Source organism: Pengzhenrongella frigida, from assembly GCF_004168625.1.
Lineage (GTDB): Bacteria > Actinomycetota > Actinomycetes > Actinomycetales > Cellulomonadaceae > Pengzhenrongella > Pengzhenrongella frigida.
The window spans coordinates 19593-38752 of record NZ_SDWW01000045.1; the positions used below are offsets into that span (position 1 = coordinate 19593).

Genomic DNA, 19160 nt, shown 5'->3' on the forward strand with positions numbered 1-19160 from the left:
GCGTCAGTACGCGCGAGCCTGCGACGCAGGCTAGCGAGTTATGCCACGCAAAACACACCAGCCCCACCAGTCGCAGTAGTCACACCGATGTGATTCAGGAGGAACTACCCGAAATGCCCGCCGACGTAGGCCGCGGTCCGCTCGTCCTGCGGGTCACCGAACATCGAGCCGGTGTCCCCGTGCTCGACGATCACCCCGGGCGCCCCTTCGGCAGCGAGGAAGAACGCACACTGCTGCGAGACGCGCGCGGCCTGCTGCATGTTGTGGGTGACGATCACGATCGTCACCTCCCGGGCGAGCTCGGTCATCGTCTCCTCGATCACCCGGGTCGACGTCGGGTCGAGCGCCGAGCACGGCTCGTCCATCAGCAGCACGCGCGGGCGGACGGCGAGCGAGCGGGCGATGCACAGGCGCTGCTGCTGGCCACCCGAGAGTCCGCCGCCGAGGGCGCCGAGCCGGTCCCGGACCTCGCGCCACAGACCCGCCTTGGTCAGCGACTCCTCCACCAGCTGGTCCTTGGCCGAGGACGAGACCCGCACGCCGGTCAGCTTGAGCCCGGCGAGCACGTTCTCCCGGATGCTCATCGCCGGGAACGGGTTGGGCTTCTGGAACACCATGCCGATGTCGCGGCGGGCCTGGGTGAGCTTGCGTGCCGGGTCGTAGACGTCCTGGCCGTCGAGCAGCACCTCCCCCGCCATCGACGCGGACGGCACGAGCTCGTGCATCCGGTTGAGGATGCGCAGGAAGGTCGACTTGCCACAGCCGGACGGACCGATGAGCGCGGTGACCTGCCCGGCGGGCATAGTGAGCGACACCCGGTCGAGGACCTGGTGGCGAGCGAACCAGGCCGAGATCGACTGCGCCTGGAGCTCCGCGAGCCCCTGGGGCTCGAACGACGGCGGTCGCCCGAGGTCGTGCCGGTGGGGCGCGGGAGGTGCCGGCGGCGGACCGGCATGCCGCACGGCGAACGGGTTGGTTCCCGCCGGCGCCACGGGCGCCATGGTCACGGTCGCCCCGGCCGGCGCGGTCGGCGCGAGCACGACCCGCTCCTCGTGCGGAGCGGGGCTGTCGTACGGCGCCCTGGGCTCGCTCATGCGATCAGTCCTTTCCCTCGACGCGCGAGGAGATGGTTGCGGCCCAGGAGGGTGAGGGCGCCGGCGCTCCCGGCACCGCCGAGGCCGACGAGCGCCCACTGGGTCGGGGAGAGCTTGCGGTTCGCCGCCGACCACACCAGGTCGGGAGCCGGCGGTTCCGTGGCGATGACGGGGACGGCATCCACCCCGGTGGGCTCGGTGGCGGCTGGGGCGATCGCCGGATCGACGACGGAGCCCGGGGCGGAAGCGGTGCGCGGTCGACCGGAGCTGCCGGTCGTGCCGCCACTGCTCGGGCCCGCGCCGGAAGACGAGGCGCTCGACGACGAGGCGCTCGACGGTGCGGGAACCGTGAGCGTGATCGTGTCGTCGACCGGGGCCGGCGGTGTGACGGCGCCGACCAGTGGTGCGGTTCGCCCGGCAGCGTGCGCGGCCGGAGCGGAGGCGACGAACAGGCCGGAGCCGAGGACCAGGACCGCCAGCACTGTCAGCACCGGCCCGCCGGCCGGGCCGATGGCGCGTCCGGCGCTGCGTCCGGCGCTGCGTCCGGCGACCTGCCCGAGTGCCGGGACCGGCTGCCCGGCCTCGTCGGCCTCGTCGGCCTCGGCAGAGAGACGACGCCACAGCTCCTCCCCGTCCCGGCGCCGCTGACGGGCTCGACGCACGAGGAGCCACGCCAGAGCGGCGACGAGGAGCACGACGGCGAGGCCCGTCCAGGACACGACGAAGAAGGGGCTGCTTGCGGTGCTCGACACCAGCGGGATCTCGGTGTCGGGTCCCGGTGCGGCGACCATGTCGACGTCCACCACCGCCGCGACGAGCCCGATCGGCGCGACGCCGTCGAGGAGCGAGCGCACGGTGACCGACTGGCCGGGAAGCACCTCCTGGGTGTCGACGGCCACCCCCGTGGCCAGCTCCAGCCCGAGGGGGCCGGTGACGCGGATGCGCGGTTTGCCGATGATCTTCACGTTGCCGGTGTTGGCGACCTCGTAGGAGACCTCCGTCGGGGCGGGCGCGAACGGCAACCAGCTCCCCGTGGCGGAGGCGTGCACCGCGCGGACCTCGAGCGAGGGGGTCAGCTCGCCGGGCACGCGCACGTTGAGGCGCACGGCCACGCGGGTGTCGAGGAGGACGCCGTCGGCCGTTGGCGTCGGGTTGACCAGGGACACGACCACGCCGCCGGCATGGTCGCCCGGGCTGGCGCCCTCCGGCACGGTCACGGTGAAGCCGACGACTGCGGTCGACAGCGCCGCGATCGTCACCGTGGGGGTGTCCGTCGTGACCCACAGGCCGACGTCGGTCGGGGCCGTGGCCGCCGCCCGAAGGTCGTACCCGCCGGCCGGGGTGTTGTAGGCGTCCGCGCCGTAGACGGCGAACGTCTGCTCGGCCGTGGAGGCGTTGGCGACGAGCACCCGGTCGGTCACTGCGGCCGAGACGTCGGCCTGCAGCTCGAACCGGGTGCGGCCGTCCTGCGCTCCAGCTCCGTCAGCGGGACTGGCGGACCAGGCCGCGGTGGCGTCATCTGCCACAGCGGCCTGGCCCAGGGTCAGGCCGAACGTTCCTGCCGCCGCGAGGGTCGCCGTGAGGGCGCCTTGCAGGATGCGGCGGACAACCAGGTGGGTCATGAGATGTGCTCCGACTCAGGCTCGACGTGTTGCGGTGCGGCGGATCATTGAGGTGGATCGCTGAGCGGGATCGGGCCGCGCGTCAGCCGCCGATGAGGGTGACGGTGATCGTCGAGGTGTAGCTGCCCTCGGCGGTCGTGGGCGGGATGGCCAGGTTGAGTGCGGCGCCCAGCGCGCTGGTCCCGCGGCCGCTGACCGTCGACTTGCCCAGCAGCTGGCTCGCGCCGAGGCCGGCGCTCGTGCCGCTGTCGAGGAACGACAGCACCTCGGGACCGGACTGGACGTTGAGCGGGCTGCCGGCGTCGGGGGTCTTGGTCGAGGACGGCGTCCAGCCGAGGTACTTCGCGCCGACGGTGCCGCCGGTGCTGGTGAAGTCCGAGGCCTGGACGTTGACCTGCCAGCTGGTGAGGATGTCGTCGCTGCGCGTGTCAGAGACGGTCAGCGAGGGAAGGGCGGCCGTGGCCGTCACGCGGGTGTTGCCGGAGTCGCGTGCACCGGTCAGGGCGACGGTCGGGGCGGCGGGCGCGCTGATCGTCAGGCTGCCCGAGGTGACGACCGGCGCCGCGGGGACGAGGAGGGTCACCGTGATGTTGCTGGTTCCCACCGGCGCTGCGCCGACCGTGAAGGTCTGCGAGGCCGAATCGGAGGCGCCGAACGCCGCGGGGTCGGTCGGCACGAAGCTCGCGGTGAACGTGTGGTTCCCGATCGAGGGCGCGGTCACCGTGTACGAGGCCGAACCGGCTGCGACAGCGACGGATCCGAGGTCGGTCGTCCCCTCGCGGAAGATCACCGTGCCGGCGGCGCTCGGTGCGACCGTCGCCGTCAGGACGAGGTTGGCGCCCGAGCCGACCGCGCTGAGCGTCGTGGCGGTGGCAACGACTCCGCTGGCGGTCAGTGCGGGCGGCGTCGGGACGGACCAGGTGCCGGCCGAGGTGTTGCCGACGACCGTCAGCGTCGACTCGAAGTACCCGGTGGCGACCGCCATCGGGTCCGCGCAGACGAAGGCCAGCGGCAGGGTGGCGGTGCCGCCCTGTGCGAGCACGTACGCGGCGACCTTCGCCGACGTCATCGGGTTCGAGTTGGTCGAGTTGTACGAGCGGCCGAGCGCGTCAAGCTCCGTCGAGGTGGCGTTGAACTGCACCTCGTCCCAGCTGATCGGGTTGACCCCGACCTGCGGGATGCGCACCCGGGTGAAGTTCTGCGTCGTGCCCGCGGGGCAGACCTGGTCGACCGCGATCGTGGACCAGGGGCGCGTCAGGTTGGTGCCCGACGTGACGATGTTCGCGTTGGTCGCGTTGTTCAGGCTGACCGTCTTGCTGTTGAACAGGTAGATGTTGCCGGGCAGCAGAGGACCGTCGTCGGCAGCCGACGCCGAGCCGGCCGTCGCGACGGCCAGACCGGTGAGGAGCAACGAGCTGGCCGCGACAGCAGCCAGTGACTTGGTGAGGCGCATGAGGGTGCGATCCCTTCCGGGGTTGTTCGGCACGTGGTCTACTGCCGCGGTCCGAGGATTGCTGAATCGTGTGAATAGCGGTCGGCGGCATGGTGTCCGCAGGACGAAGGGGGCACGCCCGCCTCACGTCACGGATCGGCCGGCCGATCAGATCTGGTCGGCACCGACCGACTCGGCCGCCTCTCGCTCGGGGGCGTCGGCCTGCGTCGCGGCGCGTGCGCGTGCCACCCGCCGCGCGTTCCGGCGGGTCTTGCGGCGGCGAGCCCGTACGACCCGGTAGATGGTGATCGCGATCAGCAGGGCGAGCGTCGCGAGGATTGCCCACGGGAAAGCCCACACGACCGCCGAACCCGTCGCGGTGCCCACTCCGGGGTCTTCCCCGGCGGTCGGCGCCACTCCTCGCGCCGAGACCGTGACCGTCTCGAACCCGAGCGGCCAGACGTCGGGGACCGTCGTCGTGACCTTTACCTCGCCGCCGGGCAGGATCTCGTCTGCCCGCTCGCCCGCCGCGGTCCGCTCGAGCAGCCCGAACGGGCCGGCGACCCGCACCGACGGCTCCACCGCGAGCCGGACGTTCCCGCTGTTTCGCAGGGTGTAGCTGACCGTCATCGTCCCCGCGCGCACGCCCGCCAGGGCGCCCGCCGCGTAGGTCGCCGTGACGTCGACGACGTCCAGTCCCGGGTCGAGCGGCCCCTCGACCCGGATGTACACCCGCGCCGCGACGCGCTGCTCGAGGGCGATGCTCGGCGAGTTCTCACCACCCTGACCGGCGGAGACCAGCGAGGCGACGATGCCGCCCAGGTGGTCCCCGGGCTGGGCGTTGGCGGGAATGGTGAGGGAGAACGGCACCACGACATAGCCGAGGCCCGTCTCCTGCGACTGCGCCGGGATCTGGATCGTGCCCGGACCCTCGACGGTGATCCACGAGCCGGCGTCGGTGGTGGCCTGGTCGCGCGCGGTGACGGAGAGGCCGCCGCCGTCGGCCATCACCACGTCGCCGCTGTACACCTGGAGGTCGATGGGCGCGGCCGCCTGGTTGATGATCGCGACGTGGTCGTAGATGACTGCCCCAGGCCCGGCGCTGAACTCCAGGAACGACCGGTCATCAGGGCGCTCCGCACTGGCGGGGCCGATGCCGAACGACGCCAGTCCGTCGCCGTCCACCGGGGCGTCGGACTCGACCGGCGACGGTGACGGCGCCGCCTCGGCGAGGGCGGGGGCCGCAGCAAGGAACGCCGCGGTCAACGCGACAGCAGCCACTGCGAAGGCCCTGCGGAGGTGGTCGAACATCGTGAGTGACTCCCTGAGATCCCTTGAGAAGAGGTGTGCGTGCGGACGAACGGGTTCGAGGAGGTGGGGCGCCAGGCGCCCCACCTCCTCTCGTCACTCACCTCTCATGTGCGAGGCGGGTCACGATCTCCGAGCTCACTGCCGTTGGATCGGTCTGCGTGTGGATCAGACGGCGGTGCTGATCAGACGGCGGTGAAGGTCACCGTCGCGGTGTACAGACCCGTCGTCACCGACGACGGAACCTGGTCGATGCCGAAGGTCCCGGCAAGGTGAGCCGTTCCGTTCGTCGTGCCGGCGGCGTGCGTCGCGAACACCTTGGGCGTGGCCAGGCCGACCGTGAACGGAGCGTTCTGGGTCGGGGTGACCTGCGTCGCGAGGAGGGCGTTGCCCGCGACCTGGGTCGCTGCCACACCGGTGAGCCCGGCGTGCTTGCCGCTGAAGGAGCCACCAGAGCCGTTGGTGAACGCACCCGACATGACCGAGGCGGTGAAGCCCAGCTGTCCGGCGCGCGTGTCCGTGATCACGATGTTCTCGAACGGCGCCGAGGCGGAGTAGGTCGAGTCGGTCGGGTCGAGAACCGCCTCGGAGAGCTCGAGGGGGGCGCCCTCGGTGTACGGCGTGGTGATGGTGATCGAGCCCTGCGGGATCGTCACGACGACGGTCTGCAGGTCGACGGCGCCCTCGTTCTCGTACGTCGCCTCGACAACGGCCGAGGTCGAGTTCGTGTACGGGCCCGAGCCGACGAACTCCGCGACCAGGTTGTGGACGCCGGCGGCAAGCGCGTTGGTGGTCAGCGGGGCAGCGACCCCGGCGACGCAGGGAACGGAACCGAGGGTGGTGGCGCCGTCCTTGAAGGTGACCGTGCCGTCAGCCGCACCGAGCGAGGCGGTGACGGTCGGCGTGAGCGTGATGGACGCGTTGGCGAAGCCGGTGACCGCGGAGACCGCGAGGACCGTGGTGGTGGACCGCGCGGCGACAGCCGTCACGGTCACGACGACCGGGGCGGAGGTGCTGGCGCCGTTGTTCGCGTCACCCGAGTAGACGGCAGTGATCGAGGGGGTGCCGACCGGGAGGGTCGACGTCGTCAGGGCGGCGGAGCCGGCAGCGACCGGGGCCGACCCGAGGGACGCGGCACCCGCGAAGAATTCGACCGTGCCCGTCGCGGCGGCCGGAGCGACCGCGGCGGTGAGGGTGACGGGCGAGCCCGACTCGACGCTGCTGGCGCTCGCCGTGAGCCCCACCGTGGTGCCAGCCAGGATCGCCGGCGGCGTCGGGACGGACCAGGTGCCGGCCGAGGTGTTGCCGACGACCGTCAGCGTCGACTCGAAGTACCCGGTGGCGACCGCCATCGGGTCCGCGCAGACGAAGGCCAGCGGCAGGGTGGCGGTGCCGCCCTGTGCGAGCACGTACGCGGCGACCTTCGCCGACGTCATCGGGTTCGAGTTGGTCGAGTTGTACGAGCGGCCGAGCGCGTCAAGCTCCGTCGAGGTGGCGTTGAACTGCACCTCGTCCCAGCTGATCGGGTTGACCCCGACCTGCGGGATGCGCACCCGGGTGAAGTTCTGCGTCGTGCCCGCGGGGCAGACCTGGTCGACCGCGATCGTGGACCAGGGGCGCGTCAGGTTGGTGCCCGACGTGACGATGTTCGCGTTGGTCGCGTTGTTCAGGCTGACCGTCTTGCTGTTGAACAGGTAGATGTTGCCGGGCAGCAGCGGACCGTCGTCGGCAGCCGACGCCGAGCCGGCCGTCGCGACGGCCAGACCGGTCAGGAGCAAGGAGCTGGCCGCGAGCGCGGCGAGCGGCTTGAGAATGCGCATGAGCTGTTCTCTCTCTCAAGTGATACTGCGGGGAGTGGTACGTCGTGCTGGGTGACGGGCGCGCGAAGGCGTCAGTTGACCGCGAAGTTCGTGACTGCGGCCGTCGTGCTGACCTGGGTGCCACACGCGCCGCCATCGATGGGCGAGGCCATCTGGTCGAGCCCGGCGGCCTTGATCAGGGCCGTGGCAGAGGAGCTGCACAGGAAGCCGTCGGAGCCGAAGAGGGTCGCGACGTACGCCTTGTTGGCGTCGGCACCGCGAACCACGTCGTAGACCGCACGCGATGCCTGGAAGCTCCCGGCGCCGTTGAGGATGCGGACCACGCCGGTCGCGTTCGCGAACCCGGCGCGCCCGATGGAGAAGGGAGCGATGGCGTTGACGGCGTTCGGGTTCGTGGTGAAGACCGACGGGTCGTGCTCCTGGACGGTCACGAGGCCGGTGCTGAGCACGACGGCGGTGCCACCGTTGGCGGCCTGGAGCTGGGACTCGAAGAACGCGCGCGTACCCGAGCCCGCCTGCGGGATCATCGCGACGATGGTGCCGCTCGTGCCACCGATCTGGTTCCAGTTGGTCGTGGCACCGGAGTAGATCGAGACGAGCTGAGCGATCGTGATCGCGGCAGGGGCGTTTGTGCCCGGTGCGGCGACGGCGATGGCGAGCTTGTCCACGGCGAACGGGTAGGCCTTGAGGTTGGCAGTGACCTCAGCGGCGCTGAGGGCCGAGGACGAACGGGCGAAGTTCACGGCCGCGTTCTCGGTGCCGGCCAGGTAGAGCAACTTCTTGCCGGCGCCCGACCCGTCGGGGCGGACGATCGGCGTGGTGCCGGACTTGAGCGTGATGGTGTCGTGGATGTTCGCGTCGGTGGTCGCGACGGACGGGTTGAGCGCGTTGAACGACACCAGACGCGCGTCGGCGGCCGCGTTGTAGCCCGGGCTGAAGTTCGCGCCGACCTTCACGCCGTCAGCGGCGTAGTTGAGCGCGTACTGGATCGTGTCCGATCCGACGCCGACGACGTCGCGCGCCTGCGGGGCGAAGTCGGCGGACGCGGAGGACGCGCCTGCGAGCGAGATGGCGCCGGTCAGCAGGACTGCTGCGACGGTCGCAACCTTCGTACGCTTCATGGGAAACCCTTCCAAACGGGGGTTGAGGGGACGAAATCTCGGCCCGGGCAATACCTTCCCGGCCCTGGGCAAACGGGCGCCCGTCGTCCGGTGAACGCAGGACGACGTGGGCCGGGCCCAGGGATTGCGCGCCGTCAGCTCCCTCAAAATGGCGCTGGAGCGGCCGATGGGCCGCTCCAGCGTTGGTTGAGATGGCGGGGTGACCCGGTCAGACGCGTCAGATGAGGTTGGGCACCAGCTGGACGACGACGTCCGTCGTCCACCACGCGAGCGCGATCAGCACCGGCGCAGCGAGAACCCACAGCACCCGCATCGGCAGGTGACGACGCACCAGGACGACGCCCACCGCCGACAGGAGCAGTGCTTGGAGCGCCAGCGCGAGCATCGGGAGGACGGAGAAGTCGCCCTTGAGGCTCTTCTCGGCTTCCGGCACCGCGGCCGGTCTGCCCGCCGGACCGATGACGGCCTCGCCCTGGAGGGTGGCGTCGACATAGACAGCGCTCGTCGGCGCCACGGCTGCCATCGGTCCCTGACCTTCCGCCGTGACCAGCGTCAGCCGACTCCCGCCGGCCTTCAGCGCGGTCGGCATCGGATCTCCGCCGCGCCGGACCCCGTCGACCCGGTACACGAACTCGCCCTGCCCGGTGGTGACCTCGATCCCGTCGCCGGGACGCAGCGCGGTGATCGACCGGAACGGCCCGCCGTAGGTGAGGGCCCGCCCGTACACGAGCGAGACGCCGACCTGCCCCGGCAGCACGGTGTCGCGCCGGTGCCCTGGCCCGGACAGCAGGTCGCCCGCGGCGGTGCCCTCGACGACGACCTGCTCGCGGCCGAGGGTCGGGATCGACAGGATGGCCACCGGCGCGCCCGGTTCGATCGCCCCGCCGGTCGGCGCGGTCTGGGCGGCGAGCTGCTCGCGCAGCTCGGCATACAGGACGTGCTGTGCGCGTGCCTGCTCGAGCCCCCCGAGCCCCAGCACCTGGATCAGGAACCATCCGCAGAGCGCCGCTACGGTGACCAGGGCCCAGATCCCGCTCGAAGCCCCGGCCGGCACCGGCGGCCGCGGGAGAGCGGGGCGCCGAGGACGGACCCCACCGTTGGCACGTCGCCCCGAGGGCGAGGAGGGATCGATGGGAGCGCCGACCGGCGCCGGTTGCCGGACCGGGCCGGCGCCGGTCGCTTCTTCGAGCACCTCGACGGTCATGAGCGGGGCCTCCGGGTTGAGATCTGGCGAAGCACCGGCGCGCCGATGAGTCCCAGCGTGCCGACGCCGAAGATCGCCGGCAGGGTTGCCCCGCCAAGCCCGCCGAGCCGGGGCGCGTCGGTGCGGACCGAGGCGGCGGCCACGCTCACGCTGGGACCGACGGGTGCCGGATCACCCGCCGACGTCAGCGGCACGACGGCGGTCGACGCCGCGGCCGGCGGCACCGCGACGAACGGGTTCGAGACCGCCGTTGCGGGTGGTGCGGCCGGCTGCGCGACGGGCGGTGCGGCCGGCGACGCCGTGATGACGGGCGGCACGACCGGCTCCACCATCAACCCGGTCTGAGCGGCGATGGCATCGGCGACCTTGCGCGCGCTCGTGTAGAGCGCAGCGGTCGCTCCGGTCGACGTGATCGGGAGGTAGCCCTCCGGCAGCTGCCCGATCGCGGTGCCCTGGAGCTGGCCTTCCGTCGTCGCCACGTCGATGAACTGCGAGACCTGCCCGGCTGTGCCCGCGTTCAGACCGGTGAGCGCCGCGGCGACATTGACCGTCATCGTGCCCGGATAGGCATCGGGATGGGTGCGCAGCACCGCCTGGTCGAGCAGGTACGGCCCCCCGAGCGCCGACTGCGTCGCGGTCTCGATCGCCGCGGCCATCGAGACGTTCTCCGGCCCGACGAACGTGCCGGATGTTCCGGTTCCGCTCGTGCGAAGCAGTGCCGTGGTCAGGCCGTATCGCCGCGCGTCGGCCACGGACACCAGACCGAGCATGTGGCGGGCACCATAGTTCTGCCGGGGTGACCGGGTGAACTTGCACAACGCGCTCACCGGATCCTGATCGTGGCTGTAGAGCGACTCGGGCGTGGCACTGAGCACGTCCTGGGCGATCTTGTTCATGCCGCTGACGGGCGCGAGCACGCGGTTGAACCACGCGAGCGGCTGGTCCGCGTCGCACACGTTCAGGCTCGGCTGCCGCCAGACGTCGAGCAGCGGCCAGTCGTCGCGGGGAAGTGCCAGGCCCTGGTAGGCCGCGTTGACGGTCATCCCGGACGGGTCCTTCTCACCGTTGAGGAATGCCATGGCCTCGGGATCGGCTGCGATGTACTCCGTGAGCGACCGGATGGCGTCCGAGGGGTTTGCCAGGGAGAGCAGGCTCGCCCAGGTGATGTCGGCGTTCTTCGTGTAGGCCAGCTCCGACCTCAGTCCCGGATTGAGGTCCAGGAACTCAGGATCGACGTTGATCGACCACGGGTTGTTCGCGAGATCCGGCCGCTCCTTCTTGGACGCGTCCGAGAGGGGGACTCCGGGGTACGAGCCCGACATGAGCTTGGCCAGCAACTTCGGGGTGAGGCGCAGCTCGGTCAGCTGACCGGCGTTGCCCGGGATGTCGACCACATAGGCGATCGCGAAGCCCGTCACCGCGATCGGGGCGTAGGCGTAGGGCAGATCGCCCTCCTGCGGTTCGCCCGGATAGCTGACCAGTGCGGCGGTCGCGATGCCGCGGCGCAGGTTCCGGAACGCGGTCGCCTCCGGCATGGCGTTGGCCTGGAACTTGAACCGGTCGCTCTTCCCGCAGTACGCCGGGGCCCACTGCAGCGCCGCCTGCGAGATCAGCTCCGACCCGTAGAACGCGAGCGGCGCCCGGGCGTCGAGGAGGTCGCAGACGTTGCGTGCGGCCGCGATCGTCAGGGGGATCACGAACCGGTTCCGCCAGTTCGACGCCGACCACCACGTCGCGCCCGTGACCGCGACGTTCGTGCCGACCTGGTCCGAGTAGTCGACCCCCGGCTCCCCCTTCGCCTCCTTCACGCACTGCCTGTCGGCGTCGCGGCAGCTGATCCCCATGATCGGGATCACGACGATCGAGCAGGGCACGGTCGCCGAGCAGCCGAGCGACTGGTTCTCGGCAGACGTGCGGACCTCGAACGGCATCCCGCCCGTCCCGTCCAACCCGGTGATCGCCCCGAGCTCGTTGGGCGGCAACGCCGACCCGACCCCCATCTCGGGCGGGGACGAGTGCCCGCCGTTGCACGACCAGTACTTCGTCCCGTCCGCGCCGAGGAAGGGGACGAGGTGGCGGGCCGTGGTCGCGTCGCCAGCGGAGTCGCACTCTGTCGGCCACGCGTCCGCCGCCGGCGACGAGACGGAGCGGTCCAGGTCGCTCGCGTAGAGGTCGTGGGTCCACACGGCGTAGAAGGCCGAGTCGCTGGTGTCCCGCTTCGAGGTGTCGGTGGTCCAGCAGGTCTCGGGGGTCACCTGATTGTCGACACCCCGGCACTGCAGAATGATCACCGGGTACTCCTGCTGCTGACCGCTGCTGCTCGACAGGTCGCCCTGCACGCTCGCCGTCGGACGCGCGCCCGTCCAGCTGACCGCGACGGACTGGCGGCCCTGCAGGTCGGTCGTCCGGTCGGCGACGACGGTGACCTCGCGGGAGTCCACCTCTTTGTCGGTGCCGTCCGGCTGGCGCATCACGCGAGTCAGGGTCTTCGTGACCTCGTACGCGGGATCGGCGACCGCCGCCGCGACGACCGGCCCGGCGGCCACAGCCGGCGCGGCACTGGCACCGAGGTAACCGGCCCCCAGGATCGTCGTCGTGAGGCACAGGAGGGCGACTCCCGCGGCTCCCCGGCGCAGCCGCGGAACTCCCACGCGGGTCATGCGCTGGCCTTCCGGCGCCGATGCCGCATGGCGAGCAGGCCGGGGACCAGGACGAGCGCGATCAGCTCGGCCGCAGCCAGTGCCCCGAAGGCGAACCCTCCGCCGGCCGGCCGGGATGCGACCAGGCTTGCCACCGCGCCGCTCGCGACAGCACCTGCACCGCCGGCAGCGTCCGCACCGATCGGGAGTCCGGTCTCGGGGTCGATCGCAGTGCTGGCGGCCTCGCCCGCCGCGGCCGCCGCAGCGGCGTCGGTCACCGATGCCCCGGCGGCACCGGCCGCGCCGGCGGCACCGGCGGCGGCCGAGCCGGCAGCTGCGGCAGCGCCGGCGGCGGCCGCAGCGCCCCCGGTCGTCGCGGCCCCGGCGGCACCGGCGGGCAGGCAGGGTCCGGCCCCCGCCTTGTCGCACGCGGCCGGCATCGGCGCGACGTCGGCCAGGCGGTTCGCGTTGAGGTCGCCCGGCACGAAGGTCGGGTTGTTGCACTTGGTCGCGTCGCGGTTCTGGATGTCGACGTTCGCGTCAGCGGTCTTGAGCTTGCCGAGCTGCTCGAACCCGGCCTGGACGAGGTTCAGGGGCAGCGGCGAGTAGCCGTAGGCCCCCGCTTTGCCCTGTCCTTCGCACAAACCGTAGAACATCAGGTCGAGCAGCGACTGTCGCTTCGCGGTCGTCATGCGGGTGTCCTCGCCCGCCCCCGAGCCCGACTTCCCGGTCGGCAGGATCAGGTACGAGTAGGACGAGAGCGCGTACGCACGCGGGTCCGGGTTCGTGTAGACCTCGTCGAGGATCTGCGTCAGGTACAGCGGTGAGGCCTTGTCCTGGTTGATCTTCGCCTTCGTCAGCGCCACCGCGACGTTGTTGTCCGTCGGCTCGACGAAGTAGCCGGCTGCATTGAGGACCTTGGCCACCGGGTAGTCCTTGTTCAGCGCATAGGAGTACTCGACGTACCCGATCGTGCCGTTGCCGGCGCTCGAGGAGATCGTGTTCATCACCTGGTCCGAGCCGGGTGCGGAGAGCATCTTCGCGCCGCTCTTCGTCGGGTAGTACGAGGAGAGCCCGGCCTTGCCGAAGTACGGCTGCCAGATCGTGGGGAACTGGCTGTTCAGCCACGTCGTGAACTGGGCGGTCGTGCCGGATCCGTCCGAGCGCACCACCGGGATGATCGCCAGGTCGGGGAACGTCCGACCGTTGTTGTCCGCCACGATCTGCGGGTCGGTCCAGTTGGTGATCTTGTTGGTGAATATCTTGGCCACCGTCTCCCCAGACAGCCGCACGTCACGCATCAACTTGCCGCCGACCTCGATGTGGTACGTGAACGCCGTGCCGCCGGCCACGATGGGCATGTAGGCGTACGGGCGGTTCGGGGAGGTGTCCGCCGCTCCGAACTCGTCGGTCCCCTGGTACGGGATCTCGCTGATCGCGAAGTCGTCCTGGAAGTTGGCGAAGTTCTTCCGTCCGAGCGACGAGCCACCACCGCTGTAGACGACCTGGATCCCGTTCGCGCTGACATCGGCGACCCACTGGTTGACGATGACCTGGCTCCAGGTCGACCCGTCCCCCTCGATCAGGACGTAGTCGGCTGAAGCCGGGGCGGTCACGCCCCCGAGCATGGCGACGAGCACGAGCGCCGCGACGGCCGACGCTCGCCTCACCCTGACCGCGGTCCTGGACGCGAGACGAGTCATCGGAGCTCCTGAGGTGCGGGTGCGGCGGCGGGGTGAGCGGGGGTGGGGTGCACGGAGGTGGGGTGGGTCCTGGGCGGGCCCGCGCGCGCTCATCGGCCGTTCGCCGGTCTGGCGAGTCGGCGAGCGACGACGAACAGGATCAGGACGATGGCGAGCAGGATCACCGCAGCGGCGAACCCTCGCTGGATGTAGACCGGCTCGCCGCTGCGCACGGCGCTGAAGATGAACAGCGGCAGCGAGTTCATCGACCCGATGAACGGGTTGACCACCAGGAACGAGGACGCCCCCGACGTGAGCAGCACCGGGGAGGTCTCGCCGATGCCGCGCGCGATGCCGAGGATGAGCGCGGTGGCCAGGCCGGGTCGCGCCGTCGGCAGGACGACGTGCCAGACCGTCCGCCAGCGAGACGCACCGAGGGCCAGGCTCGCCTCGCGCAGCCCGCCCGGGACCACCCGCAGCACGACGTCGGCCGCCCGCGCGATGATCGGCAGCATCATGACCGACAGGGCCATCGCGGCCGCGAAGCCCGACCGCGGCACTCCCAGCTGGAGCAGCAGCACCGTGTAGATGAACAGCCCGGCGACGATCGAGGGGAGCGCGGTCATCGCCTCGACCACGGTGCGGACGACGCGCGCGAACCGACCCCCGACCTCCGTCATGAACACCGCGGTGCCCAGCGCGAGCGGCACCGTCACGACGATGGCGATGCCGACCTGGATGAGCGAACCGACGATCGCGTGCAGCACGCCGCCCCGGTCCAGGGGGTCGCGTGGCCCCACCCCCGCCATGTCCTGCGTGAACGTGTTGAGGTGCGGCAGCACGGCCGCCCCGCGCGCGAACGTGAACACGACCGTCGAGACGAGGGCGATCCCCACGAGTGCCGCGCCGCCGGTGATCAACGCGGCGGCGAGCCGGTCGGCGACTGCCGGACCGGGGGTGAGGGCTGCGGTCGTCACCGTGACGATCGCGAGGAACAGCACGAACCCGGTGAGCGCGAACGCCAGCACCGTTCCCCACGGGAGCAGCCGGAAGCAGACCAGCCAGGCCAGGGCGGGTGCGGAGACCAGCGACCCGAGCACGACCATGCGGTCCTGGGCGGTCGAGGTCGACAGGGTGCGCCTGCGCTGGGGCTCGGCGGTCGCGGGGAGGTCTTCGAGCGAACGGACCCAGGTGCGCGGGCTCTCGTCCGCACCCGGGCGCGACCGCTCGCGGGTGGGCGTGATGGTGAGGGTGGGTGTGACCGTGGTCATCAGATGTCCGTCCCTGCGCCCGAGCGGCTGTTCGCGACGATGAGTGCCGCGAACGTGTTGACGACGAGCGTGATGAGGAACAGCACGAAGCCCGCGGTCAGCAGCGCCGAGAGCTGGGAGGGAGACGCCTCGCCGAACCGCCCCGCGATGAGCGCCGAGACCGTGTTGGTGCCGACCTCGAGCGGGCGGAACTTCAGGTCGAACGACGGCGAGATGATCAGGACGACGGCGATCGTCTCACCGAGGGCGCGCCCCATGCCGAGCATCGTGCCGCCGATGATCCCGCCCCGACCGAACGGGAGCACCACCGTGCGGATCATCCCCCAGCGGGTCGACCCGAGCGCGAGCGCCGCCTCCCGCTCCCCCAGCGGCGTCTGCGAGAAGACCTGGCGCATCACCGCGCAGGCCATCGGCATGGCCATCATCGCGACGGCGAGTCCGGCCACGAAGGCCGAGGCCGTGTAGCGGGACTGCTCCCACATCGCGGCGTGCGCGTCGGCATCGACCCGGAAGAACGGCAGGAAGCCGGCATAGGTCTGCAGCCAGTGCGCGACGTTGCTCGCGTGCGGCTGCAGCAGGAAGAACCCCCACAGGCCGTAGATGATGCTGGGCACCGCGGCCATCAGGTCGACGAGGGCGACCAGGGACGAGCGCAGCCGCGCCGGCGCGTACTCGACGATGAACAGGGCCATGGCCAGCGCGAGCGGGAAGGCGACGGTCATCGCCACGAGCGCGACCGTCGCCGTCCCGACCAGCACCGAGGCGATCCCGATGACATCCGCCTCGGGCTGCCACTGGGTCTCGGTGAAGAACGACAGCCCGTAGCGCCGCAGGGTCGGGAAGGCCTGCAGGGCGAGGAAGAAGCCGATCCCGCCCGTGATCGCCAGCACCGTGGCACCGACGGTCCGCGAGAGGACCACGAAGACCTTGTCGGAGCCGCTCTGGTTGCTGGACAGCCGCCGCGGCGTCGCCGCCAGGAGCGCGGGATCCTCCGTCCGCACCGCAGTGCTCATCGAATCGGCTGCTCTCTGCTGGTACCGGAACCGCGCTCCGGACTGGAGCCGACGCGATCGAAACGCACGGCGATGACCGCCGGCCGCCCGAGCGGTGAACGGGGGACGAACGGACCCGTCCACGTGAGAACCCGCCGCGCGATCCTCCTCATGTCTGCCCGCTCATCGACGCCGCGCGATCGACGGCCCTGGCGCCGCGTCGGAACGCGTACGTGGTCGGGTCGACCTCGGCCAGCGGCGCAAGGAGCACGAAGTTGCGCCACGCGTGCACGCACCGGACCCGGCGGTCCTGGTCGCTGACGCCCTGGACGGCAGGCACACCGTCCAACGCGAGCACCCAGCGCCACCGGTAGGCCTCCGTCACCCGCAGCGACGCGCTCAGCACGTCGATCGAGCCGACCACCTGCGCGATCGACTGGCGCGCGGCGTCGGGCGACGGGTGCGGGGTCACGGTGCGGGCGATCCCGCGGCCGTTCGGGCTGATCATGCGCCACCAGACGAGGTCCTCGTCGAGCGTGCGGTAGAGCTGGAACACCGGCGCAACCAGGCGCATCCCGACACCGTTCGTCGATATCTCGGGCGCCTGCAGTGGCGCGTCGGAGGTGAGTCAAAGGGATGCCGACGACCAAGGGGGGCAAACGGGATGACCGCGGGACGCTCGCTGGATGAACGGTGGACGTCGCTCAGCCGGAGGTGACCGGTCCCGGCGAGGCGGTGGGACCCGCGGAGGGCGTCGGGATCGGCGCGGGGACCGCGGTGGGGACCGGGGTGGGGACCGGGAGGGGCGTGATCGCCTCGGGCGCCGCGATCAGCAGGACCTCGTCACCCACGAGCCGCGGGGTCCCGCTCCCCGGCGCGGTGCGGGTCACGGTCCCGGGCGCACCACCGGCGACGTCGCGTTCGACCACCACGAATCCGGCGCCCTCGAGCAGACCCCGGGCAGCCCCGCGCGCCAGGCCGACGACGTCGGGCACGATGCTCGTCCCGGAGGCGACCACGACCGCGACCGCACCGCCGACCGGAACGGATTCCCCGGGACCGGGCAGGCTGCTGAGCACCAGACCCGCCGGTTGCCCCGAGTTCGCGGACGTCACGTCGCCGATCGCCAGACCGGCGGCCGCCAGCAGCCCCGCGACCTCGGCCATCGGCAACCCCACGAGCGCGGGCACGGTCGTGCCCAGCGGCGCGGTGTCCACGAGCGCCACCGGCACGTCCGCAGGCCCGGGCGCGGGCGCCGGCGCAGGGGGCGACCCCACCGCGCTCGAGGGCTCAGTGGCCGGTGTCGCCGGGGCGGCCTGCGCCTGATCGGCGCCGTGCCCGGCCTGGGCCACCGCCCCCGCCGCGAGGCCGCCGACCACCAGCACCGCCGTGAACGCCGCCGCCATGCCTGCCCGGCCGGTTGCGGGCTCGGCCGACGCCACCGGCCCCGGCTGCGCCGGCACGCGGTCGAGCCGCGCTGCCACCGGTGCCAGCTCCCGGGTCGAGCGTGCACCGGCGCCCCGCCGCGCCGCGATCCCGGCTGCGGCCCGCGCGACGGCGACCCCCATCGTGGTCGCCGACGCGAAGCGGTCCGCCGGGTCTTTCGCCAGGGCCGTCGCCACGATGGCGTCGAGTTCGCGCGGAAGGCCGGCCACGACCGACGACGGCGCCGGTGGGTGGGCGTGGACGTGCGCCTCCAGGACCGCCCGGTGCGCTTCCCGCTCGAACGGCGGACGACCCGTGAGCAGGTAGAACAGCACCGCCCCGACGGCGTAGACGTCGGCCCGTGCGTCGGCCGGCGCGGCCGTGGCCAGCTCGGGGGACGCGTAGTGCGGGGTGAGGCGCACGAGCGGGTCCGTCCGGGCCGGGCGCGGCCGGCTGCCCAGGTCGAGCAGCTGGGGGCGGGTCAGGTCGAAGCCGCCCGGCGCGTACGGCACCATCACGTTCGACGGCGACACGTCGAGGTGCAGGACGTCGTGCGCATGCGCGTGCGCGAGCCCGGCGAGCATCCCGGCGACGACCCGGAGCGCGTCGGGCGGCGTGAGCGGACCGACCCGGTCCACGAGGTCCCCGAGGGTCGCGCCGTCCACGAGCTCGGTCGCGACCCAGGCCGGCCCGGCGTCGTCCGCGCCCGCGTCGAGCACGCGCACCAGGTTCGGGTGGTCCAGCCGCGCCGCGGTCTGCGCGTCGGCGAGCAGCTCCGCGACGATGCCAGGCTGGGCCGCCAGGTGCGCGTGCAGCATCTTGACCGCGACCAACCGGCCGAGCCGGACGTCCCGCGCCTCGAACACGGCCCCCGAACCACCGGATCCGAGCAGCCGCCCGAGCGAGTACCGGCCGCCGACCAGCTCGTCGGTCACGCTCCGCCCCCCGAGGCCTGCGAAGCGGCGGCATACCCGTTCGCCGAGGCGAGGATCGCCGCGACGTACTCGTGCGAGTGGTTGTAGCTCAGGACGGCGGCCTGCCACGCGGGTGCCGCCGTCAGGTCGGTGCCTGCGGCACACAGGTACCGGCCCGCCGCGAGCGCGGCGTCATCGAGGTCGTTCGGGTCGGCCACCTGGTCGCCGTCACCGTCCGCGCCCCACCGGCGCCAGGTCGACGGCAGGAACTGGAGCGGGCCGACCGCGTGGTCCCACACCGGGTCGCCGTGCCACGCGGTCGCGTCCGGGTCGGCGGGGATCGCCGCGAAGCCGGGCCGGCCGTCCAGCGCCGGGCCGATGATCGGGAGGCTCGGCCGCCCGTCGTCGTCCAGCACGGCGCCGCCGTGGGTGCCATGCCCGGACTCGGTCGCGCCGATGGAAGCGAGCGTGGTCCACCCGACCCGGCAGGCGGGCTGCTCCGCGGCCAGCGCGAGGGTGGCGTTCGCATAGGCCCGCATCGCGACGGGCCCGATCCCGGTAGCCGCCGAGGTCGACGCGACCCAGGCGGCGGCGGCACGCGCCGGGACCACCGGGCCGGCCGGCGCGGGCGCGGCC

Annotated in this window: 14 protein-coding genes; all 14 read right to left on the reverse strand. The window is 72.1% G+C overall.

Going from position 1 to position 19160, the window contains the following annotated elements:
- Positions 1-104: 104 nt before the first annotated feature.
- Entirely contained in the window at positions 105-854 is a 750-nt protein-coding gene (locus EUA98_RS15945; protein ID WP_242511597.1) for a phosphate ABC transporter ATP-binding protein, read from the reverse strand.
- Between the two features lie 236 nt (positions 855-1090).
- Entirely contained in the window at positions 1091-2716 is a 1626-nt protein-coding gene (locus tag EUA98_RS15950) for a DUF916 domain-containing protein (RefSeq protein WP_130103682.1), read from the reverse strand.
- A gap of 82 nt (positions 2717-2798) precedes the next feature.
- Positions 2799-4169 carry an Ig-like domain-containing protein gene (locus EUA98_RS15955; protein ID WP_130103683.1) on the reverse strand — a complete coding sequence of 457 codons (1371 nt, stop codon included), beginning with the start codon at positions 4167-4169 and terminating at the stop codon, positions 2799-2801.
- Between the two features lie 147 nt (positions 4170-4316).
- Positions 4317-5459 carry a COG1470 family protein gene (locus EUA98_RS15960; protein WP_130103684.1) on the reverse strand — a complete coding sequence of 381 codons (1143 nt, stop codon included), beginning with the start codon at positions 5457-5459 and terminating at the stop codon, positions 4317-4319.
- A gap of 182 nt (positions 5460-5641) precedes the next feature.
- Positions 5642-7276 carry an Ig-like domain-containing protein gene (locus tag EUA98_RS15965; protein WP_130103685.1) on the reverse strand — a complete coding sequence of 545 codons (1635 nt, stop codon included), beginning with the start codon at positions 7274-7276 and terminating at the stop codon, positions 5642-5644.
- Positions 7277-7347: 71 nt separating this feature from the next.
- Complete coding sequence (locus EUA98_RS15970; RefSeq protein WP_130103686.1) at positions 7348-8397, reverse strand: PstS family phosphate ABC transporter substrate-binding protein; 1050 nt, start codon at positions 8395-8397, stop codon at positions 7348-7350.
- Between the two features lie 217 nt (positions 8398-8614).
- Positions 8615-9601, reverse strand: a complete 987-nt coding sequence (locus EUA98_RS15975) for a class E sortase (RefSeq protein ID WP_130103687.1) — start codon at positions 9599-9601, stop codon at positions 8615-8617.
- The gene (locus EUA98_RS15980; protein WP_130103688.1) at positions 9598-12261 is read right to left on the reverse strand and encodes a hypothetical protein; all 2664 of its coding nucleotides are present in this window, start codon (positions 12259-12261) and stop codon (positions 9598-9600) included. Before EUA98_RS15980 ends, EUA98_RS15975 begins: the two co-directional genes overlap by 4 nt.
- On the reverse strand, positions 12258-13943 hold the full coding sequence (locus tag EUA98_RS15985; RefSeq protein WP_165372854.1) for a substrate-binding domain-containing protein: 1686 nt from the start codon (positions 13941-13943) through the stop codon (positions 12258-12260). Before EUA98_RS15985 ends, EUA98_RS15980 begins: the two co-directional genes overlap by 4 nt.
- Positions 13944-14032: 89 nt before the next feature.
- Positions 14033-15193: a phosphate ABC transporter permease PstA gene (gene pstA, locus EUA98_RS15990; RefSeq protein ID WP_207219115.1), complete on the reverse strand. Its 1161-nt coding sequence runs from the start codon at positions 15191-15193 to the stop codon at positions 14033-14035.
- Entirely contained in the window at positions 15193-16206 is a 1014-nt protein-coding gene (gene pstC, locus EUA98_RS15995) for a phosphate ABC transporter permease subunit PstC (RefSeq protein ID WP_130103689.1), read from the reverse strand. The genes pstA and pstC overlap by 1 nt, the downstream gene beginning before the upstream one ends.
- A 148-nt stretch (positions 16207-16354) precedes the next feature.
- Positions 16355-16759, reverse strand: coding sequence for a hypothetical protein (locus EUA98_RS16000; protein ID WP_130103690.1), 405 nt, complete (start codon positions 16757-16759; stop codon positions 16355-16357).
- A 130-nt stretch (positions 16760-16889) separates the two neighbouring features.
- Positions 16890-18545, reverse strand: a complete 1656-nt coding sequence (locus EUA98_RS16005; RefSeq protein ID WP_165372855.1) for a protein kinase domain-containing protein — start codon at positions 18543-18545, stop codon at positions 16890-16892.
- Positions 18542-19160 (reverse strand): lytic murein transglycosylase (locus tag EUA98_RS16010; protein ID WP_130103692.1); only part of this gene is annotated, 619 nt, incomplete at its 5' end. The genes EUA98_RS16005 and EUA98_RS16010, both read right to left, overlap by 4 nt.